Genomic DNA, 22,054 nt, shown 5'->3' on the forward strand with positions numbered 1-22,054 from the left:
TTTAGTTTGTAATGAAGGTCTAAAATTTCCGCTGAGTTTCATAGGAGTATTTCATCGTGAAAGCAGTAGTTCTGAGCAGCGGCGGAGTGGACAGCACAACATGCGTCGCAATGGCGGTCAACGAACTCGGTTCCGCAAATGTCGTCACACTTTCCTTCAAGTACGGTCAAAGGCACGAGAAGGAGCTGGAAAGTGCGCAAAAGATTGCCGACTTCTACGGTTTGGCGCATTACGTATACGATTTAACGTCCATTTTTGCTTACAGCGACTGCTCGCTGCTTTCTTCGAGCAAAGAGAAGCCGGAGCATATGAGTTACGCCGATCAGATCGCGCGTGACGGAGAAGGCAAAGTCTCGACTTATGTACCGTTTAGAAACGGACTGATGCTGTCGGCGGCAGCCGCGCTGGCCCAGTCGCTCTATCCGGAAGAAGAATGCGGCATCTGGATCGGCGCGCATGCCGATGATGCGGCGGGCAACGCATATGCGGACTGCTCTGTCGCCTTTAACGAGTCCATGGGACGCGCGATCAGCATCGGCACCTATGAGCTGGTGAAGCTTCATGCGCCGCTTAATCGTCTGAACAAAGCTCAGGTGGTCGCTGAGGGCTTAAAACTCGGCGTTCCGTATGATCTTACCTGGTCCTGTTATGAAGGCGGGGAGAAGGCGTGCGGCAAATGCGCGACCTGTATTGATCGTCTTGCCGCGTTCCGTGCCAACGGATGTGAAGATCCGATTGACTATGAGGACTGATGAGTTCAGCAGCGCTTGCCTTGGTGGTTCTGGCCGCGGTGCTTCACGCGCTGGAACTTCGTTTCTAAAAAGAGCGCAGCCGGCTCTGAATTTGTTCTTCTGTACGAAATCTTTGCGCTTCTGATTTACTTTCCGCTTTTGTTTTTTGCGGACTTCAATAAGCTCACACGCCTGCCGATCGAAGGGTGACTGCTGATTGTATTAAGCGCTTTGCTGCATGTCATATACACGGTTGTGTTGCAGACCGGCTACCGAAAGGCGGATTACTTCGTGGTGTATCCGACCGCGAGAGGGACGGGACCCGCGCTGACGGCTTTAGTGGCGGTCTGTGTTTTTGGAGAGGAGCTTTCCGCGCTCGGCGTCATCGGGATTTGCGCAGTCCTTGCCGGTATTGTGTTTTTAGCGATGCCGAACAAGGACAAGACGATTAAAGGCGGTTTGGGAAGCGGTGTGTTCTGGGGGCTTTTAACCGGATTCTTCATCGCTTCTTATTCCAGTCTGGACGGGTTTGCGATTCAGCTTCTCGGAATGGCGCCCCTTATCTATTACGTGCCCGGAATGTTTGTCCGTCTGCTTTTTCTTGGGCCGCCGGTTTTACTGCGCCTGTCTGCTAGAGCGGCCTTTAAGGAAGATCTGCAGAAGCGCTGGAAATACGCGCTCTTTATCGGCGCGGCTCATCCTGCCGCATACCTGCTGGTACTCTTTGCGCTGCTGTATGCGCCGCTGGCTTATGTCGCACCGACTCGAGAGATTTCGATGCTGCTTGCGCTTTTCATTGGCGCGGCGGCCCTAAAAGAAAAAATCACCGCGCATAAGATTTTTTGGGTGGTCTGTATGCTTGCGGGCGTCATTCTGCTCGCGCTCGCGAAGTGAGCGGCTCCGGCAGCACCGATAGACGCTTAGAAGGACGATTATTTTTTTGTTGTCCTGTTCCCTGATTGTCTGCGAGATAATTGAGCCAATTTTTTGCAGGTCGAATGAGCGGCTGACAGACTTTGAATCGGCAAAGATCTGCGGTGTGAACTGATAGAAAAAAGTTAAGGCGCTGAGCGGATTTGAATGACTAAAGCGCAGACCAAACTCGGATAAACGCTCATACACTTGTAAATAAAGTGATTCGGTGTGTACCATAACGCAGGTAGATTGATGAAAATCCAATACCTCAAACGCATGGGAAAAGGAGCAGCGGATGCCAAAGCTTTATCTCGGATTTGACGCCGGTACACAGAGTGTGAAAGTCTCGGTGTATGACGAAAACCTCAATAATCTGACCTCTCAGAGTCTTCCTACGATTCTTCGCTATCCGAATCCCGGCTGGGTAGAAATGGATCTGGATGAATTTCTGGATATCACCATTCGATGCATCAAGCGCTGTACGGAAGACATTAAGGCGCTCGGCTACGATCCCAAAGACATTCGGGCCGTGATGGGCGACGGCATTATCTGCGGTATTGCGGGCGTTAATGAAGAGGGCGACGCGATCACGCCTTACGTGAACTATCTGGATACCAGAACCGAAGAGGACGTTCGCTATATCAATTCTCTGGACTTGGATATTTGGAATAAAGAAACCGGCAACCCTCAGTCCTCGACTATGTTCCCGGCAATGTTTGCGCGCTGGTTCCTGAAAAACAGCACCAAGTTCCAGCAGCAGGGCGTTAAGTTCATGCACAACGCGCCGTATATCCTCGCGCATCTCGCGGGGCTTAAGGGCAAGGACGCGTTTATTGACTGGGGCGCCATGTCCGGCTGGGGTATGGGCTACAACGTCATGAAAAAAGAGTGGTCGGACGAGCAGCTTGAGATTCTCGGCATTGATAAGCGCTATATGCCGCGTATTGTGAAGCCCTGGGACATCATCGGGCATCTGACGCCCGAGATGGCAGAAAAAACCGGTCTTGCCGCGGGTACACCGATTTGCGGCGGCGCGGGCGACACCATGCAGTCCATGATCGGCTCCGGCAACTACGAAGCAGGCAAGGGCGTGGACGTCGCAGGTACCTGCGCGATGTTCTGTGTCTCTACAAAAGGGATTATTCCGGAGCTCAGCCAAAAGGGTATGAATCTCATCTTTAATTCCGGATCTCTTCCCGATACCTATTTCTATTGGGGCATGATCCGCACCGGCGGTCTTGCGCTCAGATGGTTTAAGGATTCGGTCTGCCACAAGGCGAACGACGCGGTCTATTACACGGATCTGAGCGAGCGGGCAGCTAAAGTCCCCGCCGGTTCCAACGGTGTACTCTTTGTTCCGTATCTGACGGGCGGACAGGATGAGAACGCGAAGAAGTGCGGATGTTTTCTCGGACTGACGCTTGAAGACGATCAGGCGGTGATGTGGCGCTCTGTTCTGGAGTCCATCGGATACGACTACATGGAGATCTGCGACTACTACAGAGCGGCCGGTGTCAATCTTGACCGTATTACCGTGACGGAAGGCGGAAGCCGCGACTCGCTGTGGAATCAGATTAAATCCGACATGCTGGACGCGGAAGTCGTGCGCTATAAGAACAAAGGCGGCGCGGTCGTGACGAACTGCCTCTTTGCCGCTTATGCCGCCGGAGACGTGAAGGAGATTATTACGGAACTTGAGAAGATTCTGGTGGTTGATGAAGAATATGCGCCGCGCGAAGAAAAAACCAAGCTTTACAGAGAAGTTTACGGCGTTCAGAAAAAGCTCATTAAGGAAGAAATGAATGAAGCTTTTGCTGAGCTGTGGCGCGTTAAGAAGATTCTGAAACCGGAATAACCGCTTTTTTGAATTTCTGATTAGAATCCCGCCGAGATGAAAGTCTTTGGCGGGATTGTCTTATTCTTCAGGACTTTTAAGGATTTCGATTGCGCGGATATGCTGCGCGTAAATCTTTAGTCCGCTCTGTAGTGTGACGACGCCTGTGTATTCATCAAACTTTTTGATTTGCCCGATGAGTTCTTCGGTGACGCCGCCTTCTTTCAGGGGGTCAGGCCTAAAGATAGTGAAGCGCACACGGCTGCTCGGATCGGAAAGCGTGTCGCTCAGGCGCTGATTCAGCTCTTCCAACGCCTGCTCATCGAGTTCGAGCGGTTTATCGACAAATCTGGACGCTTCGCTGATGCAGTCATCGTACCCGGTCAGAGCCGCAAACGGCGCGAACTGTGCCGCGCGTTTGGCGCGTTCCATCGGCCGATGACGTTTAGAGACAGGCCGATCAAGATGAATGATGTCGTCGTAGGGGCCGCTCACGCTTTATGTCCTCCGATTTGGTTGTTGCGCAGCTGTCCGGTCGCGCCTTCTTCGAGGTTCATGCCCTTAATCAGCGCGTTTTTACCGAACTTCTCCCGCACAGCGAGGATGGCTTTGCGGACTTTATCTTCTTTTTCTTCCTGAGCACTGGTCTTTTGCGGCGCCGGTCCTTCGTCGAAACTTCCGAAAAGATCGAGCTGAGCTTCCGAGTCCTGTGTTTTTTGTTCCGACTCTTCCGTGATGACAGCCGATATGTTGATTCTGCGCACCAGGAGGATCGGATTGACAATACGATTAAAGAGATCTTCGGCCGCTTTACGGATGAGAACCGAGGAAGAGGTCGCATAGTCCAAATTAATAGTTCCGTGCGTAGCCTTCGGGACACTCCTTCCATAGTTATCGGTTTTAATTTCTCCGTGATAGCGGGAGCGGATGCTCGGATTGGTCAGATTTTCGATATCGTAGCCGACGGTTAAGACGAGCTTTGCCGTTTTAAGGTTTTTGGCGAGAAGATCGAATCCGAGCGAATCAGCCATTTCCCTTGTGACAAGGAGCGCTTTTTCGTTCGTATAAGGGTCTTGGAGCACTTGCCCCGAGCCCACGCTTTTTCCCTCAGGCCGATACGCTTTGATTTCCGCGATCGTGCACGGTTCATAACCCCAGGCATGATCAATGAGAAGTTCGGCGTTAACGCCGAAGAGCCGGTAGAGGAGTTCTTCATTTGCGAGAGAGCAGCGCGCGATATCGCCCATCGTGAAGATGCCGTATTTTTCGAGCGATCGGGCGTAGCCCGCGCCGACGCGCCAAAAATCTCTCAGCGGCCGATGAGACCAGAGGTTTTGTCTGTAGCTCTCAACCGTGAGTTCCGCGATACGCACTCCGTCCTTATCCGCTTCGATATGCTTTGCCATGATATCCATCGCGATCTTAGCGAGATAGAGATTGGGGCCGATGCCGCCCGTCGCGGTGATCCCGGTACGGGCAAGCACACGCCGGATAAGTTTCATTGTGAGGTCGTGTGCGCTCAGGGCATAGGTTTCCAAGTACGGCGTAATGTCGATAAACACTTCGTCAATAGAGTACACATGGATATCTTCGGCCGCGATCAGTTCAAGGTAGGTCTCATAGATTTTTGTACTGGTTTTAATGTACTGCGCCATTTGCGGCGGTGCGATCACAAATGAGAGTTCCTTTGTCGGGTCGGAGGCGTACTCTTTAAAGCTTTCGGTTTTGCCGCTGAAAGGTTTGCCTTTAAGCGCGGCTCTGCGCTGAGCGTTAATGGCTTTGACTCTGGCTTCTACTTCAAAGAGGCGGGGCCTGCTGCTGACGCCTAATGATTTTAGGGCCGGTGAGACAGCTAGGCAGATAGTTTTAGAAGTGCGGGTCGGATCCGCGACAACCAGCATCGCATCCAGCGGATCTAAGTTTCTTTGGAAACACTCGACGGAGGCGTAAAAGGACTTCAAGTCAATGGCGGCATAGACCTTTTGGCTGTGTTCCTTCATTTTCTGCTCCGATAGTGGTTTGAATTGATTATATCTGCGGAGCAGAAAAAGGCGATTAGGGAATTAGATCCAAAGGCATACCGCGCAGAAGATTAAAGATACTGCGAGGACGGTGTTGATGAGTTTGGTGTATTTGGCGAAAAGGGAGGCCGCGATTGAGCCGAATCCCGACCACACCAAGTTGCAGCTTGTTCCGCAGATTGCGATGAATGTCGCGAAGAAAACCAAAGCTTCCCAGGACTGGTAATAGGGCAGAACAAACATCTGCAGCGACATAATGGCAGAGACAAAGACCTTCACGTTAACGAACTGCAGGAAGAGGCCGGAGAAGTAAGCCTGTCCTTTTTTGGGTTCTACGGCGTTGGTGTTATAGGTTGCCTGACAGATTTTCCAAGCGAGCCAAAGCAGGTACAGAGTACCGAGGATCAGCATCGGCATCATGATGCCCGGGATCAGCTCATTGAGTTTTGCGCAGAAAAAAGCGCACAGGTTGGTAATGATGCAGAAGCCTGTGAGTACGCCCGCATTAAAGAAAAGCGTCTTCTTAAAGCCAACTCTAAGTCCGAGCGACATCGACATGATGTTGTTCGGTCCGGGCGTGATAGAAGTCACGAACGTATAAAGAAGAAAAGAGGCCCAAGGGAACATGGCAATGAGGTTTTAAAAGTCTGTAGTTTAATTAGCAGGCTTTATGCCCATTTCTGTCGAAAATTATACGGGCTCCAATCTCAGATTTTTTATACTTCGAAGAATCAATTAAGGAGCTTTAACGATGAGCGACAGAATCAGTTATAAGGAAAAGGAAGAGCTTCCGGACTCTGTTTTCGGGCTTCCGGAAAGAAGAGAATATCCGATGCCGGATGCGGCGCATGTACGCGCCGCGGAAGCGTATTTCAGATATTGTCCCGAGGAGCTTAAGCCTAAGCTTGCCAAAGCGATTCTCAAGCGTGCCAAACAGTTTGGCGTCGACATTGAAAGTCCGACAGTTCTGAGTTACGCCTCTGAAGCCTGATGAAAGGGCCGCATAAGTGCGGCCCGAATCGTTTTAGTGATTTTTTCCTGCAAGGTACTCTTTGAGTTTTTCCGCGACTTCGACGTCAGCGGGGAGCCAATCCACGGTTTCCAGTTCACTAGGCAGCAGCCACTTAGCCGCTTCATGCTCGGTGAGGAGGATGTGTCCAGAGACGATAGACGAGATAAAGCAGTGCATGGTTAAGTGGAATTTCGGGTAATCGTAATCCACGGTGACCAGCAGTTTTTCGGGTTTGATTTCTACCTCGAGTTCTTCTTTGATTTCGCGGATGATTGCGTCTTCAGCGGTTTCGCCCGGTTCCATTTTGCCGCCGGGGAACTCCCAGCCGTCTTTGAATTCACCATAGCCACGTTGTGTGGCTAGAATCTTGCCATCGTGATGGATGATCGCGGCAACTACTTCAATTGTCTTCAAAACTATTCTCCAGTGATGTAGTCGTAGATATCACTTCTTACGGCTGTCTCTAACTTGTACCTGATTTTAAACGCATTGTCCTTTTTTCTGGTTGAGATTTGCTTTGAAGTAGGATCTTCTCAGGTTGACCTTCAGCTTCAATTTCACCAAGGAAATAGAACAATTTTGCCTCTTGATCTTCTTTGTTCTTCCTAACGAACAAGAAAATCCGATTATCCTTGTTTTCTGGCTTTCTCTTGTAAATGCGATCCGCATCTGGGGAGTCTACCGATCGTTTTGTCTTGGAGATCGCTACCAGTAGCCGATCGGATTCGAAATGATCTTCGTAGGCGATTGCATCGTCATCTTTGCGATAGTTGACGAATACGGGGAAAGTTTTAGTGGCGGCATCGTACTTATAGCCACCGATGTTTTGACCATTTAGGTTCTTTGGCCAATTTAACAAGCGGCAAGTATCTGCATATGAATAGGTTTCATAGAGGACCAGACTTGTATCTTTGTAGCGATACTTAAATTTAGCCAAATAACGTTGCTTGGCAAAGTCGATTATCTGCTGGATTTGATCATTAAACTCTTTACTTTGCTCTAAGGCTCGCCTGAATTTCTCAGTTACAGAAAAATCATCAGAACCCGTTCGTTCAACGACAGCCCAATTAACAGTTTGGTTTCTTTCGGCTTCTGTAATCGCAAACTGACCAGAGAGCACAAGAAATACGTTGTTGATTAGATCGTCGGATGCGTCAATTTTCCAGAGATCTTTTAGCTTAGACGTTAATCCTGAGCGTAACTTCTCTCCTGGCTTGGCTTCAACTACAAGTTCAAGAAGAACAGCTTCGGCGATGCGTTTTGCGTCGGCTACACGGATGGACAAGAAATTTAAGAACTCGATTTGTTCCTGATCCAGCACAAAAGGAAGATTTTCTTTCGCTGCGTGGACAAGGAAGTTGTAATAAGACAGCAACTGCTTATTTTGAAAGATTTTTAATGGAGTGATTGCGTTATGCTCGGCAAATTCAACAAGACGAGGAATTCGACCGAGCTTATGGCGCAGAATGTTGTAGGATTCTTTTATCAATCCAATTGAATTTGTTTTGGCTCTATCAATTGAATTGAGAATTTGTTGTTTGACTTGCTCTTCGAATTCTACGGTTGAGGCACCAGGGATGATCTTTGTACCACTACCAATGTATTTGCGCATTGACTCTTTCTGATAAGAGTTATCACCAGAAAGTGCGATGGGAATGAGGTAGTTCTTTTCGTAGTTTGCGATGAAGTCGATAACGACAACATAATCTTTATCTTTCGCCTTTCTCAATCCACGACCTAATTGCTGGATGAAGATAATTGAACTTTCGGTCGGGCGTAACAGCAAAACTTGGTTGATTTCAGGAATGTCGATACCTTCGTTGAAAATATCGACAGTAATAATGTAATCCAGCGCTAACTGGTCATCTACATCACTTACCAGTCTCTGAATAGCAATATCGCGTTCTTGCTGCGAGTTTTTCCCCGAGAGTGCAAGGGTTCGTTTCCCTTGTTTATTCAGTTCAATTTCTAGGGCTTTTGCTTCATCGTTTCTGGAACAGAAAATTAGCCCTTTAACTCGTTTTCCGGAGAATCCGTAGTCGTGCGCAGCTCGTAGAACATGCTTAACTCGCTCCTTAAATTCGAGACAATTAAATTCGGAGAGCTCTGAGAAAGGTTTGTTATTAACTGTGAGATCCGATATTCCGTAGTAGTGAAAGGGACATAGGAGATCTTCGTTCAAGGCATCTTGCAGACGAATTTCATAGGCGATGTTGTGATCAAACAGACTGTAAATATCTTCACCATCAGTTCTATCAGGACTTGCAGTCATGCCTAACCAAAATTCGGGCTTAAAGTGCTCCATGATTTTTTTGTAGGACTTAGCGCCAGCTCTGTGAACCTCATCAATGATGATGACGTCAAAATAGTTAGCATCGATATTTTTATAAACAATATCCTGACTTATTGTTTGGATGGTAGCGAACGTGAAATCGTTGTCTAGCTTTTTCCCATTGCCGGTTAACAAGCCATATGTCTTATTGGCACCGTTTATTCTTTTGAAGCTCCGCAACGCTTGCTTTGCAATTTGTTCTCTATGCACGACAAACAATATTTTTTTGGGAGACTTACGGATAACGGAATCTTTTGGCCAATCTGAAGGTTTCAAGTTCATTAAATGGCGAATCGCAAATGCCGCTGCAAAGGTTTTACCCGTGCCTGTGGCAGAAATGAGCATGGCTCTGGTTTCGCCGTGGATGTAGTAGTTGGTTAGGTTCTTAATGAAAGGCTTCTGCATTGTATTTGGATAAAGCCGAGTCGTAGGCTCAGCATTTCCAGAATTTTTCAGCAATTCGCGAGCTGCGCGTTCGTCCTTTTTCTTTTTTTCGTATTCGACCGTGTAGTCGTCTAACACCTTTTCAAGGTCATGGCTTTGGGAACAGTTCCATAACTCATTAAATTCGTGCTCCAAGCTGCTGATAAACTCGCCGTCCTTTTTAGATACCAGTCGAACGTTCCATTCTTTTGTTGAAGATAAAGCGTCCTGGGTAAGGTTGGAGCTTCCAATAATGGCTGTGGTTTTATCTTTATGGTGGAAGATAAAGCCTTTTGTATGGAACTTTTGTTGCTCCTCGCATCGGAACATTTTTATTTTTATATTCTTGAATTCGGATAGCCTGCCTAGGGCGGATGGTTGTGTAAAGAGGTTATAGTCCGTTGTGAGAATTCTCCCAGGCACTCCCTTTTCTTCAAGAGTTCTCAGAGTTTTATAAAGAAGTTGCCTTCCGGCATCCGTGATGAACGCTACGCTGAAGTCAAAAGACTCGCAGCCCTCAAGTTCTTTAATGATTTCAGAAACTATTTTTTTTACAGAATGAGTCTGATCACCTTTTTGGTTAAACAGTAATTGAACGCGTAAAAGGGGATCGGAATCAATAAATCCCTTTGAGATAAAAGAGGTCTTAAGTGCCTCTACTAAATCATTGTCGGATAGTTTGATTTTTGGCATACGAAGGTCTTTCAGCTTTTTTCATATCTTAACCGGAAAGAGGTGGTAAAACCCCGATGACAAGGTTATTGGTGGCTTTTTAATTGGATAAAATGAAGTCGCCTTAATAGTCTAAAAAAGCTATGAGACTAGAATTGTATGATCCGCTGGGTGGGATATTTTGCATATAAGATCCTTGAGGAGAGCCTTTTAACAGAGGTGTTTTGCATTGAAATAAAAGAGATACTCTCAAATTCCTGTTGAATGGTTCGACGTGAGAAGTGTATCTAAAGATGCAAATCTTAAAATGTAACGGAACGATTTATATTGGTCCCTTAAATTGGAGAAAGAATATGAAGAGGTTTACTGGTAGAAGAACTCTCACTATTTTGGAAGGGGAGCAAATTGTTGAATTCCTCTATAAGAGGGATACTCTTTAGAGAACTTAACAAATTATCAGAGTTTAGAGGGAAAGGTCTCCCATCGTTGTCGATTGAAAACAATGGGAAAAAAGCAGCCCCGTATGTAGGAAAGTGGCAAAAAAATCGTAACGCTAAGATTGTGTTTGAATTTTTAACTAATTCAGTCTATTTTCAACCAATTTTTTTGATATAAGAAATGAGTTAAATACCTTGCAGTTCGTAGATGAGCTGCGCTTGAACTCTAACCTTGTGGATTTTCCTGTCAAACCTGGGCACTCATCAAATTGTGGTGCAAAAGCTAAATTTTCAGATGTCGAAGCTTTTACACGAGGACTGGATAAATCACTTGAATTATTTTGTCATCAAGCTGAAAAATCCAGTCAAGAGAAAAATACAAGAAATGTAGTTAATGGGAACGTTACTTCTGGAAGCAAAGGAATCGAAGAAAAAGAAGATTTAAACTTAAACCCCAGCGACGACTATGTGACAGCAGTAGTAGAAGGAGGAAAAAAGAAGCTATTCACTTATAGTTATGAAAGGAATAACCAGCTTCGAAAGCAAGCGCTGAGAAAGTATGGCTATAAGTGTGCAGCCTGCGGTTTTAGTTTTGAATCGTTTTACGGACCAGAGCTCGGCGAAAACTTCATTGAGGTTCATCACATTGTTCCGGTGTCAGAAGGTGAACGTGAAAATGACTACACAAATCTGAGACCTATGTGTTCGAACTGCCACCGAATGATTCATCGCCTTTATCGTGAACTTGAGCCTAAGGACTATAAGCGCGCAATTGAAATCCTGACTTCAAAAATTAAGAAACCTTAATAGTCTCAATTAAATAGAGTACATCGGCAGATATATTCAATTTGTCGACAGAAGATGTGCGTCAGAGGCCGTAGTGCCTTTCCGACGCACTCGCTTATCAGAGTAGATTCAGCACAGCCGGTCGGTTTGCCGCATATCGCACATCGGGTCTTTGAACACATTAAAGCCCGCTTTAACCGATCAAAAAATACAAGAAGAAACTGCGTGACCAAAACGGTAAATTCCAAATCTGAGAGCCTCGGATTCCTGTAAAAATAAAACAGCAATATTGGAGGTAGGAAGAACATGAGTAATGCCTTAATTGTTATTGGTCATCCGTATTGGAAGGATTCTGTTGCCAACCGTGCCATTCTTGAAGAACTTCAAAAGCTTCGTCCGCAAATTAAACTCTCGAACCTGATTGAACTTTATCCGGATTTCGATATCGATATAGAGGCGGAACAACGCAAGCTCATTGAGGCGGATACGGTGGTCTGGCAGTTCCCGCTCATGTGGTACAGCTGTCCGTCCATTATGCGCAGATACCTCGAAGGCGTGCTTAGTTACGGCTTTGCTTATGGTTCCTCCGGTTCAAAGCTTGAGAATAAACGTCTTATCGCATCGATCACGACCGGAGTAAAACAATCGGTGTACGAGGGCGGAATACTTGGATTCAGCGCAGAGGATTTATTTAAGCCGCTGGCGCAGGTCGTAAAAATGTGCTCTATGCTCTGGGAACCGCCTCAGGTCACTTTTGGTTTAAATTCAGCCGGAGCCAAAGGCGACGAAATCAAGCTCGAAGAGATTCGAATCAGGTGTCGGGAACACGCTCGCCTGCTGAGTGAGCGTCTCTGACAGGGTCTCCCGGTGCTCACACTGCGCAAGTGGGATATTTACTTGCGGGGTGTTTGAGCCTAGCATGGTTAAGTATAAAAACACCCGATGGAAGCGCTATGAAGCCTCAGCATATATACATCGAACTCTCCGGAACATCCCGGGAAATCGGACTGAAATACGGTCGTGAAGCCAAGGAAATGATTCACCGTAATTTGGCTTTCTACAGAACATTTTTTAAAGAATATGCTCGAATGGAATGGATTGAAGCGAAGCAGCTTGCTCAGAGTTTCATCTTTCTGATCCAGAACAGCGCACCTGATTTGCTTGATGAAATGCATGCCGTGGCAGAGGGCGCCGGCGTATCTTTTGAAGACATTCTCACGCTTAACTGCCGAAGCGAGGTGATTTTTGCAAGACCGGACGGCTGCAGTTTCGTCGGCTTCCTTAGCGAACACGGAAAAGACGGCCATGTATACATGGGTCAGACATGGGACTGGCTGATTCCTGCCGTTGAAAATGTTTGCGTTTTAAAAATCCAAAAAGAGGGCAAACCTGATCAGTTGATTGCGGTTGAAGCGGGCATGATTGGCGGTAAAGGCCTTAACTCTCATGGAATCGGTGTTTGTTTAAACGCCCTGAGTGTGGGCAAAGGCAAAATCGGTATGCCGCTTCATGTTCTGTATCGAATGATTCTCAATACGAATAAAGCGAGCGACGCTATCGAAGCCGTTGCACAGTGCGATAGGGCAGGCGCCAGTAATTTTGATATCGGTACGGCCTCGGACTATCTATTTGCGCTGGAATACACACCGGATAATTTCGATGTGATCATGAGCGAGGGAGAGCCGCTCTGCCATACGAATCACTATCTTTCTCCGCTCTTTGCGGCGCAGGATACATTCAAGCGTGACTTGACCGATACCTTCATGCGCTACAACACGCTGAGAAGAGAAGTAAAAAAAGTGAACTATCCGGTGGACGAGAAGACCTTATTTGGAATTCTTTCGTCTCACCAGAATTTCCCGGATTCAGTTTGCTCTCATGAAGATCCGAGAGATCCGAAGTACAAACGCTTCTGCACAATTTACGGCATCGTCATGGACTTAACCGCCCGCAGAATTTGGATTACGGACGGCCGTCCCTGTGAAGGCAAAATCGCTACATACGCACTGACAAAAGAAGTCTGACCCTTTGTTGTCAGAAGTAAAAAGCCGGGCTCGTCCCGGTTTTTTATTAGGGCAGAGGTTGACAACTAATTGATTATGATTATCATTTGATAAATATTCAGTCAAGCGAGGCGGTTATGTATAGAACAACGGTAATCATCGACGGCATGCATTGCCCTATGTGTGAGTCACAAGTTAAGGGACTGATTAGAAAGCTCTATCCCAATGCCTCTCTTTCTGCCGCTCATAAAAAAGGACTGCTTAGTATCGAATATCCGTTTATTCCGAGTCAGGCGGAAATTAAGAAAGCTTTGGAATCAGGAGGTTACCAAGTAAAGAGCTTCAGTACGGAGAAATTTGAGAAAAAGCCGAGTTTGTTCGCAAGACTGTTCCATTCATTTAAAACGGCCTGATCTTTAATTTTCAGTCCTCTTTCGGGAGGATTTTTGATGTTTGACTATAATAGGGGGGCAGTTCTTTTTCTTTATTGAGTGTCCTTATTAGGAAACCTATGTAATTATCTAAATGAGTTGTTAGTCCACTCAATAGGGTGGTGGTATTTACTCTCGACTCATTTAGAGCAGGGATGATGTTTCAGCTTTAAACCCCATACAGAAGTCAGCTCAGCGACACCAACACCGCGAAGGATCAAGTAAAAAACGGACCCAACAAAAAGACTTGAGATCACTTCAAAAATGAATTCCCCGATGTTGAATGGCTTTCCTTCAATGAGCTTCTGAGCATGCCGAAGAACACCGCTGATCCCAAAGAGAACAAGGGATAGCACAGTGTGAAATACACTTAGGTTTTGAGGATCTTTTTCAGGCATTTTTTACCCATTAGTGCGTTTAATTGGTAATTTTACGACATGCAATTACTTAAATATATTGATAAGTAAACGCCTGCATACATCTAAGGGAAAACAATGAGACTAACTATTTTGATAAAATGCTTGCCGCTTACAGGAGAAGGTTAAGAGCAAAGAGATTTTAGGTGTTGCTGGCGCAGTTTCTATGAAAGCAGAAAACTACCCTTTAAACACCTCAGTGTTATACTGAGGATGAATAATATTGTGAAGGCGTTGAACAATGTATGATACGGAGCTTACCACTCAAATAATCGGCTACTTCCTCTGGAAGGCCGGTGGAGCAATGCCTTATTTGAAGATCCTAAAATTGGTGTACCTTGCAGATAGAAAAGCACTTCTGGATATTGGAGAAACGCTTACAGGCGATGCTTACTCTGCAATGAAATTAGGACCTGTTCCTTACTATACCTATAACAGCCTAAAGCAGGATAAATTTGACAGCCAGTGGCTCGAACATAAAAAATTCGATGTTCGTTTAAAAAAGGAAGTAAACTCCAACGACCCTTTGGATACATTTGAACTTTTGAGCCCGATAATGCAAAGCATTCTTGACAGCATTTGGGATCAGTATGGAAATAAAAGGAAATACGATCTTGCCAAGCTTACGCACACCATCTGCCCCGAATGGGAAGCTTGTAAGGATGACTCTATTGAATTAGCTGATATTTTGAAAGCAGAGGGATATACATCAGCTCAAATTCATGCAACCTTGGAACGAGTCGCTGAACTTAATCGGCTCAAAGAATTCTCGAAGGAAATGCAATGACACTGTCCCTCTTGCGGGGAGGAACAGTTCTTGCGTCCACTGGTTCTATCAATCATCTTCACATAATCTGCTCTGCCCCTCGCTTTTATCCCCAGATCGGCGGATTAGGGGTTCTGGTTGTAAACATAAGTTCTGTCAAACCCGGCACCACCTACGACTCTACTGTCATTCTTCACCAAGGAGAGCACCCCTTCATAACTCATGATAGTTATGTTTTATATGCACAAGCTGTAGTTTGGAAACTTGAATCTATTGAGAGAAGAATTGAGTCTGGAGAAATACTCCCGCAAGACCCTTTGGCCGAGCCATATATTTCCAATGTAATCGCCGGCTTTTTCAAATCTCCTTATGTCCCTCGTAAGATTCTAAAATTTTGTGAGAAGTCAAATCTCTCCTAAGCGCTGCGTTTTCTATATACCTTCCCAGGAAAGCCCGTAAAACGTCCTGCCGTTTCCTGTTATATCAGCCGGATGCTATAAATTTGGTAGATGAAATTAGTTATCTACACCACGTTTATCCCCATTGATTTTGCTAGGGCCAAAAACAGTAGACTATTCTTATAAGCAATTTTTACAAGAAGATAAAGATGAACGCCGCCCCCATTACTTTTGAGGACCTTTCTCATTTACCAAGAGAAGTTATTCTCAGACGAGCTGAGCGATACTATAAAGTCGCAATAAAAACAAGAATAAACTGTCAAGAATCTTCTCGACATTCTGTCAGAGCCAGCCCTCTTCCAAATCAGGGATTTCCGCCCGTCCTCAATGTTTGCTGTGGTACTACCCTTAGGGAGTCAAACCCTCCGGGGTCTGTTTTTATAGTATGGGCAAAACTTTGCTTTGATGAAAGAAACGACGCATATTATTTATTTACAGACTATCGATGGAAAGTAGAGCGTACAGATGAGGAAACCGCAAAGGAGCTTATAAATCAAAAGAAAATTGGGATTACTAACTACTACCCAAAGTCTGCAATTCCTAAGGCCTCCAAATGAAAACTCAGGGATTTTTTAAAAACCAAAGAAAAAGCTATTCGCAACCATTCAACTACTACGAAAGAAACATGACTAATAAAATTCCTGGAGCCGCTCAAACTATTTCCCCCGGAAGCCAAAGAGGATTTAGGGCTGACTCAAGTCTTACTGATCCACTAGACGAGTGGATGGCGAAAAATATTAAAAGCAAAAAGACAGCAACCCAAAACTCAAAATCTGAGGAGGCGCCTCAAACTCAGCCTGACAAATCTGTATGCCATATGAGTTTGCCTACAGAACTAGACTCCATAAATGCTAGATTAAAAAAACTTGAAGACCTCCCTCCAGGCCAAATAATAAACAAAACAGTCTATAAGGCTGACTATGATAAGGGAACTCTTAGTGCGATCGAAGCATTTAATAACTACCAAAATGTGGTTAATAAATATCATTATGAATCAGAAAAATACTTTCGTGAAACAAAAAGAATCCAAAAACTCCTGAGCACACTTACCAAAAGGGTACGGGAACTGGAAAGACGGCCCGTCGTAGAGCGATCTGTTATAGACGCCCTAATGTATAGGGTACAACAACTGGAACAGCAGATACCCCAGGGGAAGGTATATTCTGAACACTCAACAGCCTCAGACAAAAAGTATCTAGATGATGCAATTAACCAATTTAATTCCAAAATTGCAGCATTAGATGCAGAGCAATTAAAACTAGAGAAAAATGTTAAATCTGTTCAGGACAGCCTCGAACCTTTTGTGACTCAAGTTGCGAACATCATAGAAGAAAAGATAAATGAAAAAGCTTCCATAGGAGATTTAGACGTTGTGTTATCTTCTATTTCAAACATAGAATCATCCGTCCAGACACTAACTGATAAGCTCAATACTTCTTTGGAAAACCTTCCAAAAGAAGTACAAAACAATATAAAAACAGAACGTAAAGAGAATATATCCTCTCTCGTTTCCAAACTCCTCGGATAGTTTTCAGCCCGCTTCTTACAGCGGGCTTTTTGTTGGGTTAAAGAAGAGGCGTAAGTTCAGTATAAGTCTGACCTCCAAACGAGCCATAACCTTCAAAACTAACCCAGAACACTGTCTTCTCTTTCGTTATAACTAAGGTTTTACATGTCTTAATCCCTTCAAAACAGGGAAGATATTCTGACTATCTTATGTGATTTTATAACATAAATTCAAAAAGTTAAAAATGAATAAATTTAAAAAAAATAATACACGATTTTGCTGATTTAACCCACCTTTTAGGAAGGAAAATAAGTTTTCCATCTCCTAATCTCCGTTTAGAAAGTTTTATCCGAAAAATTGTTAAAGAACAGTAAGAGGTAACAATGGATAAGTCTATCTCGCAGTGTGCAGTCCCTCGGATATTGAGAAGTTTAGCGAAAAGTTTGTAAGTTAGTTGAAGGTAATGTTGCTAGTGACGAGAACATTTAAATTGAAAACCTTTTCTTGAAATATCTTGTCTGGCTTGTTGGTTTCGAAGTACTGAAGGTCTGTAGAACAGAAAATCTCTGAATTAAGTTTGCAGCTCTCATGCAGCTGTTGCGAATTACGTCCCGCAGCAGTGCAGGTCGAGACCAAAATGATTACGCTTCAAGCAGGTTTCTTTACAACGAATATTTCTATCTCGAATAATGTCGGATCAAGACTATCGGAATTCAGCGATTTCGGTTAAAGTGGTGACCTATCCGTTTAACTCAGGAAAGTCCGATTGACCAAAAGTTAAGAGGCCTAACAATATGCTGAATCCGTCTGTACGTCGTCAAATCATTAAGCTGATTAAAAGAGAAGTTGTTCCCGCACTTGGCTGCACTGAACCGATTGCTGTTGCGCTGGCAGTAACAAAAGCACGGGAAATTCTGGGAGCGCTTCCCGATAAGATTGAACTCGGATTAAGCGGCAATATTATTAAGAATGCCATGGGCGTCGGTATCCCGGGGACCGGGATGATCGGTTTGCCGATTGCGGTAGCGCTTGGCGCTTTAATCGGTCGCTCAGAGCTGGAACTTGAAGTGCTGAGAGATGTCTCTGAAGAGTCGGTCGCTGCCGGTAAAGCTTATATTGACGAGGACAGGATTGAAATCCTTCTTGATGAAAATGCGCCTTCCAATCTTTACGTAGACGCCAAAGTCTTTAAAGACGGCCATACCGCAAGAGCCATTATCTCCAGAGAGCACACAAAATTTATTTATCTTGAAAAGGACGATGAAGTTCTTTATCAGGAAGCTGAACAGCAGGGCGATGAGGAAGAGGGCGATGATGATATCAAGCTCGATATGAAAACCGTCTATGAATTCGCTATTGAGAGCCCTCTGGATGAAATCGCTTTTATTCTGCAAGCAAGAGATCTTAATAAGCGCGCTGCGGAACTGGCGCTTTCAGGAGACTATGGTCATTCATTAGGCGCCATGATTAAAAATCGCGGAGCCCGATATTTCGGCGATACAACGGTTGCCCATATGATTGCTTACACTTCTGCGGCATGCGACGCACGTATGGGCGGTGCGACGATCGCGGTTATGTCAAATTCCGGAAGCGGAAATCAAGGGATTACCGCGACGCTTCCTGTGGTCTCCTATGCGGAAGACTGTGACGCTTCAGAAGAACAATTGATCCGAGCGCTTACGCTGAGTCACCTCACCAGTATTTACATCAAGCAGAATCTCGGAAGGCTTTCCGCTTTATGCGGATGCGTCGTGGCATCCACCGGCGCTTCTTCCGGCATTACTTGGCTGATGGGCGGCAAGTTCCCGGAGGTCTGCGCAGCAATTAAAAACATGATCGCTAACTTGGCAGGAATGCTTTGCGACGGAGCAAAGCCCGCATGTTCACTTAAAATTTCTTCCGGCGTATCAACGGCAATGATGTCTGCGCTGCTCGCCATGAATGAACACTGCGTTTCCGAGATGGAAGGCATCGTGAGTGACGACATTGATCAGACCATTAGGAATCTGACATCCATTGGCAAAGAATCCATGATGGAAACAGATAAGCAGGTTCTGCAGATCATGATCTGTAAATAGCTGACTTATTTTCCACTATTAATAGAGCGAATAGACTGGAATCCGCCGTTGCGTTTCCGGTCTTTCTGATTATTTTCATCCTTATCGCTGATGAATTTAAGGAGCCCGCTTTTAATTAAGCCGATTGTTTTGCTGCGCACTATCGCTAATTGAGCAGTGATCTCTATATGCTGGAAACCGCGGCGCTGAGGCAGCTTTTTAGCGCTTTTGAAGTTATTGCAAAATTTTCGAGCAGCTCGGCGTCTTTTTCATCTTCGTATAAATCTCTTCTGGTCTCAATCATGACTGAAGAAACTCTCGGATCGCTTAGATAGAAGGCCTGCGGTACCAATGCTCCGCTAAAAGGTGCATTTAGCCCGGTATCAAAGGTTTTATTAAAGGATTGATAAAACGCTTCAGAGATTTCGGAAGATGTGTGATAGGGGTCTGTACCGATACACACTTCCGGACGATCTTTTAACAAGGGACCTTCATAAGGAAGCTGCTCAGAGGAAAAACTATGTAGATCGATGATGAGGACCTTCCCGTAACGGCTCAGCGCGTCTTTAACTTTACGCGTTAGCGTGTAGTGATGCGGATAAGTAGTACTCTCTCAAAAGACGACTTCTTTCAGCCGCAGAGAGTTCCCGCCTTAATGTCTTGAGATCGTGAGTTTTTTGATAGATGACGCCCATACCAATGCCGGACATGCTTTCCAGGCTGTCGTCAGCGAAGCGCTCAACATCTACCACTAAACGACTGATCGGACTGACAACTGTTTGTTCGACAGGTATTCCGTTTGAGTATAGTGCGAGGGTCCAAAAATCAGTCATCTTGACGAACTCTTTCTGGAGCAACTCCGTACTTAATATAAACTGGTTCCGGATGTCATATGGAATATGAGTTGAATCATGCGGAACATGGAAAATAACCCATTTGGGAAAATTAAATTTCATTTTTTTCTTCGAATCAAAAATAAAACTTATGGGTCTAGAGTGTAGATGCCGCTGATGAAATGATGATTAATAATGCTGAGTTTTAATATATTGAAGAAAGGCGGTATCTGAGGCTTGAAGTCCGTAACAGATTGGAGAAACTTACTTAGAGAAAGAAGTTTAGTGTTTCAAATACAGCGAAGGCTGGGATGCATATTCCCGGCAATGGTTTGGTAAGGCAGGTATATGCTGCAGATAAGAGCAGAGATTAAATGTTTTGGGCTTTTTTATGGGGATTCGGGCAGGCTGAAGAGGATAGATCGGTATCAAAGACGTGAAGTGTTGATTTATAAAGCGCTGATGTGATTATTCGACAGCTTTTAATTCTCAAAGTTTATTTTGTAGTACTTAGAGGCAGACTCTAAGGCAGACTCTACATCAAGTTTAATTAGGCTCTATATTTTCTGCCGCAGCGATTGAATGAAATCGCAGACCGATAAAAATCCCGCCGAAGCGGGACGAAACGAGGGCCTTCTACTTTCGAATTTTATATCCGATCTGCATTAGATACGTCGCAAAGCCCGCGGATAAGATGCCGAAAAAACTGACGATAAAAAGACTGACCCAAGGATTAAAGTCGCTCTGCGAGAAAAATCCATATCGGAACCCGTCAATGATGTAGAAAAACGGATTGAATCTAGAAAGCGTCTGGAAAATCGGCGGCAGCTGGTGAATCGAGTAAAACACTCCGGAAAGAAATGTCAGCGGCAGAATCACAAAACTCTGGAACGCTCCGATCTGATCAAATTTGTCTGCCCATAATCCTGCGATCAGTCCGAGAGAACCCATCAGCATCGCGCCCATAAACGCAAAAATTAAAATCCATAAAACATGCTGCATGGGAGGCGCTGACCAAAACACCGAAGCCAGCAGCACGCCGCCGCCCACGATCAGCCCTCGCACCACAGAAGCGCCGATCATCGCAAGAGAAAGCTCCCAGCCGGAAAAGGGCGGAAGCTGAATAAATATCAGACTCCCCATGATCTTGGACGACAGCACCGAAGAGGAACTGTTGCCGAATGCGTTCTGCAGCAGCGTCATCATGACGAGACCCGGAACTAAAAAGTGCAGATAATTAACGCCGTCAAAGGTCGGCATGCGGCCGGATAAAACCTGACCGAATACTGTCAGATATAAAACGCCCATCAGCACCGGCGCAAAAATCGTCTGCAGCGCAATCTTCTTAAACCGCAGTATTTCCTTTTCCAGCAATGTCAGGAAAGAGGCGCCGGGACGATACGGCTGCGGTTCGATCTTGTATTGGGTCATTCGTCGGTAATCCTCAAAAATACTTCTTCTAAGTTCGCTTTTCCCAGCTCCAGACCTTCGGGCTTGAGGTCGACAGCTTCCAGAGCCTCTAAAAGACGGCGAAGCTCTTCAGGTCCGCTATAGGACATGGAGTAAAACCCGTTAGGGAGCTTCTCGCAACGGAAGGGAAAATCTTTTGGCAGCGGTGCGGAAAGCGCGAATATCACACGATCTTTGGAATATTCTTTTAAAAGTACCTGTGTATCTTCAAGCGCTGCGACCTGCCCGTGATTAAGGAGCGCGACTCTTCGGCAAAGCCGCTCGGCTTCTTCTAAGTAATGCGTCGTCAAAATAATCGTATGCCCCTTTCGGTTGAGATCTTCCATAAATTCCCAAAGGCGGTGACGCAGCGCAATGTCGACTCCGGCGGTCGGTTCATCAAGAACAATTAGAGGAGGGCGGTGTACCAGAGCTTGAGCGATCAGTACGCGTCGCTTCATGCCGCCGGAAAGACGCATTACGCTGTCTTTTTTCTTGTCCGAAAGATCGAGAACCTCTAAAAGCTCATCAATCCATTTGCCGTTGTCTCTCAAACCGAAATAGCCGCTCTGCTGCCGAAGTGTCTCGTAAACGGACAGGAACGGATCAAAGGTGATTTCCTGCGGAACAATGCCGACGCACATTTTAAAATTTCGCCAGTCCCGATGAATGTCGTATCCAAGAATGGAAATTTCTCCGCAGTCCGGATTAACCGTCTTGGCCAGCACGCCGATAAGCGTGCTCTTGCCGGCTCCGTTCGGGCCGAGCAGCCCAAAGAAATCTCCTTGTTCAATAGAAAAGGAAATGTCGGTCAGAGCTTTTTTCTCACGGCCGCTCTGATGAAAGGTTTTCGAAAGGCCCTTGATACAGAGAGCCGCCGGGTTGCTGGTTGCCAAATTAAACCTCCGCGTCGTTCAGCTAAAAGGTTGAAGAGAGTGGGACAGAAGCGGGAAGAAGCTCTGCATCCGTCC

Annotated in this window: 23 protein-coding genes; 13 read left to right on the forward strand and 10 right to left on the reverse strand. The window is 45.6% G+C overall.

Features of this window, described 5'->3' with window-relative positions:
* Nucleotides 1-56: 56 nt before the first annotated feature.
* The 4 genes from queC (at nucleotide 57) to NFR90_RS02465 (ending at nucleotide 3,501) form a co-directional block, all read left to right on the forward strand.
* Nucleotides 57-752 carry a 7-cyano-7-deazaguanine synthase QueC gene (gene queC, locus NFR90_RS02450; protein WP_251450384.1) on the forward strand — a complete coding sequence of 232 codons (696 nt, stop codon included), beginning with the start codon at nucleotides 57-59 and terminating at the stop codon, nucleotides 750-752.
* A 15-nt stretch (nucleotides 753-767) separates the two neighbouring features.
* Nucleotides 768-941 carry a hypothetical protein gene (locus NFR90_RS02455; RefSeq protein ID WP_251450386.1) on the forward strand — a complete coding sequence of 58 codons (174 nt, stop codon included), beginning with the start codon at nucleotides 768-770 and terminating at the stop codon, nucleotides 939-941.
* A 21-nt stretch (nucleotides 942-962) separates the two neighbouring features.
* A complete protein-coding gene (locus tag NFR90_RS02460) occupies nucleotides 963-1,625 on the forward strand; it encodes an EamA family transporter (RefSeq protein WP_251450388.1) in 663 nt (220 codons plus the stop codon).
* Between the two features lie 316 nt (nucleotides 1,626-1,941).
* Entirely contained in the window at nucleotides 1,942-3,501 is a 1,560-nt protein-coding gene (locus NFR90_RS02465; protein ID WP_251450390.1) for an FGGY-family carbohydrate kinase, read from the forward strand.
* A gap of 60 nt (nucleotides 3,502-3,561) precedes the next feature.
* Here the strand turns inward: NFR90_RS02465 and NFR90_RS02470 are convergent, their stop codons facing one another.
* The 3 genes from NFR90_RS02470 to NFR90_RS02480 form a co-directional block, all read right to left on the reverse strand.
* Entirely contained in the window at nucleotides 3,562-3,975 is a 414-nt protein-coding gene (locus NFR90_RS02470) for a YolD-like family protein (protein ID WP_251450392.1), read from the reverse strand.
* The gene (locus tag NFR90_RS02475) at nucleotides 3,972-5,480 is read right to left on the reverse strand and encodes a Y-family DNA polymerase (protein ID WP_251450394.1); all 1,509 of its coding nucleotides are present in this window, start codon (nucleotides 5,478-5,480) and stop codon (nucleotides 3,972-3,974) included. The genes NFR90_RS02470 and NFR90_RS02475 overlap by 4 nt, the downstream gene beginning before the upstream one ends.
* Before the next feature lie 63 nt (nucleotides 5,481-5,543).
* Complete coding sequence (locus NFR90_RS02480) at nucleotides 5,544-6,128, reverse strand: LysE family transporter (protein ID WP_160335160.1); 585 nt, start codon at nucleotides 6,126-6,128, stop codon at nucleotides 5,544-5,546.
* A gap of 124 nt (nucleotides 6,129-6,252) precedes the next feature.
* On the opposite strand from NFR90_RS02480, the gene NFR90_RS02485 reads away from it, so the two are divergent.
* On the forward strand, nucleotides 6,253-6,492 hold the full coding sequence (locus NFR90_RS02485) for a hypothetical protein (RefSeq protein WP_160335161.1): 240 nt from the start codon (nucleotides 6,253-6,255) through the stop codon (nucleotides 6,490-6,492).
* Nucleotides 6,493-6,525: 33 nt separating this feature from the next.
* Here NFR90_RS02485 and NFR90_RS02490 read toward each other — a convergent pair whose 3' ends face one another.
* A complete protein-coding gene (locus NFR90_RS02490; RefSeq protein WP_160335162.1) occupies nucleotides 6,526-6,927 on the reverse strand; it encodes a (deoxy)nucleoside triphosphate pyrophosphohydrolase in 402 nt (133 codons plus the stop codon).
* Nucleotides 6,928-6,976: 49 nt separating this feature from the next.
* Nucleotides 6,977-9,961, reverse strand: coding sequence for a DUF3427 domain-containing protein (locus NFR90_RS02495; protein WP_251450396.1), 2,985 nt, complete (start codon nucleotides 9,959-9,961; stop codon nucleotides 6,977-6,979).
* A 611-nt stretch (nucleotides 9,962-10,572) separates the two neighbouring features.
* Between NFR90_RS02495 and NFR90_RS02500 the strand changes: the two genes are divergently transcribed.
* The 4 genes from NFR90_RS02500 to NFR90_RS02515 all read left to right on the forward strand — a co-directional run bounded on the left by NFR90_RS02500 (nucleotide 10,573) and on the right by NFR90_RS02515 (nucleotide 13,579).
* Nucleotides 10,573-11,184: an HNH endonuclease gene (locus tag NFR90_RS02500; protein WP_160335164.1), complete on the forward strand. Its 612-nt coding sequence runs from the start codon at nucleotides 10,573-10,575 to the stop codon at nucleotides 11,182-11,184.
* Nucleotides 11,185-11,469: 285 nt separating this feature from the next.
* Nucleotides 11,470-12,018 carry an NAD(P)H-dependent oxidoreductase gene (locus NFR90_RS02505; protein WP_160335165.1) on the forward strand — a complete coding sequence of 183 codons (549 nt, stop codon included), beginning with the start codon at nucleotides 11,470-11,472 and terminating at the stop codon, nucleotides 12,016-12,018.
* Between the two features lie 98 nt (nucleotides 12,019-12,116).
* Nucleotides 12,117-13,187, forward strand: coding sequence for a C45 family autoproteolytic acyltransferase/hydrolase (locus tag NFR90_RS02510; protein ID WP_251450398.1), 1,071 nt, complete (start codon nucleotides 12,117-12,119; stop codon nucleotides 13,185-13,187).
* Between the two features lie 116 nt (nucleotides 13,188-13,303).
* The gene (locus NFR90_RS02515; RefSeq protein WP_160335167.1) at nucleotides 13,304-13,579 is read left to right on the forward strand and encodes a heavy-metal-associated domain-containing protein; all 276 of its coding nucleotides are present in this window, start codon (nucleotides 13,304-13,306) and stop codon (nucleotides 13,577-13,579) included.
* A 158-nt stretch (nucleotides 13,580-13,737) separates the two neighbouring features.
* Here NFR90_RS02515 and NFR90_RS02520 read toward each other — a convergent pair whose 3' ends face one another.
* Nucleotides 13,738-13,995, reverse strand: coding sequence for a hypothetical protein (locus tag NFR90_RS02520; RefSeq protein WP_251450399.1), 258 nt, complete (start codon nucleotides 13,993-13,995; stop codon nucleotides 13,738-13,740).
* Between the two features lie 259 nt (nucleotides 13,996-14,254).
* Here NFR90_RS02520 and NFR90_RS02525 point away from each other — a divergent pair, with 259 nt between their 5' ends.
* From NFR90_RS02525 to NFR90_RS02540, 4 genes are all read left to right on the forward strand, one after another.
* On the forward strand, nucleotides 14,255-14,800 hold the full coding sequence (locus NFR90_RS02525; protein WP_251450401.1) for a Panacea domain-containing protein: 546 nt from the start codon (nucleotides 14,255-14,257) through the stop codon (nucleotides 14,798-14,800).
* Nucleotides 14,797-15,198 (forward strand): hypothetical protein, encoded by a 402-nt coding sequence (locus tag NFR90_RS02530; protein WP_251450403.1) that lies wholly within the window; start codon nucleotides 14,797-14,799, stop codon nucleotides 15,196-15,198. Before NFR90_RS02525 ends, NFR90_RS02530 begins: the two co-directional genes overlap by 4 nt.
* Nucleotides 15,199-15,790: 592 nt before the next feature.
* Complete coding sequence (locus NFR90_RS02535) at nucleotides 15,791-16,765, forward strand: hypothetical protein (RefSeq protein ID WP_251450405.1); 975 nt, start codon at nucleotides 15,791-15,793, stop codon at nucleotides 16,763-16,765.
* A gap of 773 nt (nucleotides 16,766-17,538) precedes the next feature.
* Nucleotides 17,539-18,822 (forward strand): L-cysteine desulfidase family protein, encoded by a 1,284-nt coding sequence (locus NFR90_RS02540; RefSeq protein ID WP_160335172.1) that lies wholly within the window; start codon nucleotides 17,539-17,541, stop codon nucleotides 18,820-18,822.
* A 163-nt stretch (nucleotides 18,823-18,985) separates the two neighbouring features.
* Here the strand turns inward: NFR90_RS02540 and NFR90_RS02545 are convergent, their stop codons facing one another.
* From NFR90_RS02545 to NFR90_RS02560, 4 genes are all read right to left on the reverse strand, one after another.
* Nucleotides 18,986-19,360: an N-formylglutamate amidohydrolase gene (locus NFR90_RS02545; RefSeq protein WP_251450551.1), complete on the reverse strand. Its 375-nt coding sequence runs from the start codon at nucleotides 19,358-19,360 to the stop codon at nucleotides 18,986-18,988.
* Between the two features lie 13 nt (nucleotides 19,361-19,373).
* Nucleotides 19,374-19,757 (reverse strand): N-formylglutamate amidohydrolase, encoded by a 384-nt coding sequence (locus tag NFR90_RS02550; protein WP_251450407.1) that lies wholly within the window; start codon nucleotides 19,755-19,757, stop codon nucleotides 19,374-19,376.
* Between the two features lie 513 nt (nucleotides 19,758-20,270).
* Nucleotides 20,271-21,065 (reverse strand): ABC transporter permease, encoded by a 795-nt coding sequence (locus tag NFR90_RS02555; RefSeq protein WP_251450415.1) that lies wholly within the window; start codon nucleotides 21,063-21,065, stop codon nucleotides 20,271-20,273.
* On the reverse strand, nucleotides 21,062-21,979 hold the full coding sequence (locus tag NFR90_RS02560) for an ABC transporter ATP-binding protein (protein ID WP_251450417.1): 918 nt from the start codon (nucleotides 21,977-21,979) through the stop codon (nucleotides 21,062-21,064). The genes NFR90_RS02555 and NFR90_RS02560 overlap by 4 nt, the downstream gene beginning before the upstream one ends.
* Nucleotides 21,980-22,054 lie beyond the last annotated feature (75 nt).

Origin of the sequence: Parasutterella muris (assembly GCF_943193095.1) — a bacterium.
GTDB lineage: Bacteria > Pseudomonadota > Gammaproteobacteria > Burkholderiales > Burkholderiaceae_F > Parasutterella > Parasutterella muris.

What these genes read in the sequence shown, in the direction of transcription:
- NFR90_RS02465 (WP_251450390.1), top strand. Translation starts at nt 1,942, where the DNA reads ATGCCAAAGCTTTATCTCGGATTTGACGCCGGTACACAGAGTGTGAAA.
- NFR90_RS02475 (WP_251450394.1), bottom strand. Translation starts at nt 5,480, where the DNA reads ATGAAGGAACACAGCCAAAAGGTCTATGCCGCCATTGACTTGAAGTCC.
- NFR90_RS02480 (WP_160335160.1), bottom strand. Translation starts at nt 6,128, where the DNA reads ATGTTCCCTTGGGCCTCTTTTCTTCTTTATACGTTCGTGACTTCTATC.
- NFR90_RS02485 (WP_160335161.1), top strand. Translation starts at nt 6,253, where the DNA reads ATGAGCGACAGAATCAGTTATAAGGAAAAGGAAGAGCTTCCGGACTCT.
- NFR90_RS02495 (WP_251450396.1), bottom strand. Translation starts at nt 9,961, where the DNA reads ATGCCAAAAATCAAACTATCCGACAATGATTTAGTAGAGGCACTTAAG.
- NFR90_RS02505 (WP_160335165.1), top strand. Translation starts at nt 11,470, where the DNA reads ATGAGTAATGCCTTAATTGTTATTGGTCATCCGTATTGGAAGGATTCT.
- NFR90_RS02510 (WP_251450398.1), top strand. Translation starts at nt 12,117, where the DNA reads ATGAAGCCTCAGCATATATACATCGAACTCTCCGGAACATCCCGGGAA.
- NFR90_RS02515 (WP_160335167.1), top strand. Translation starts at nt 13,304, where the DNA reads ATGTATAGAACAACGGTAATCATCGACGGCATGCATTGCCCTATGTGT.
- NFR90_RS02520 (WP_251450399.1), bottom strand. Translation starts at nt 13,995, where the DNA reads ATGCCTGAAAAAGATCCTCAAAACCTAAGTGTATTTCACACTGTGCTA.
- NFR90_RS02525 (WP_251450401.1), top strand. Translation starts at nt 14,255, where the DNA reads ATGTATGATACGGAGCTTACCACTCAAATAATCGGCTACTTCCTCTGG.
- NFR90_RS02530 (WP_251450403.1), top strand. Translation starts at nt 14,797, where the DNA reads ATGACACTGTCCCTCTTGCGGGGAGGAACAGTTCTTGCGTCCACTGGT.
- NFR90_RS02535 (WP_251450405.1), top strand. Translation starts at nt 15,791, where the DNA reads ATGAAAACTCAGGGATTTTTTAAAAACCAAAGAAAAAGCTATTCGCAA.
- NFR90_RS02540 (WP_160335172.1), top strand. Translation starts at nt 17,539, where the DNA reads ATGCTGAATCCGTCTGTACGTCGTCAAATCATTAAGCTGATTAAAAGA.
- NFR90_RS02550 (WP_251450407.1), bottom strand. Translation starts at nt 19,757, where the DNA reads ATGAAATTTAATTTTCCCAAATGGGTTATTTTCCATGTTCCGCATGAT.
- NFR90_RS02555 (WP_251450415.1), bottom strand. Translation starts at nt 21,065, where the DNA reads ATGACCCAATACAAGATCGAACCGCAGCCGTATCGTCCCGGCGCCTCT.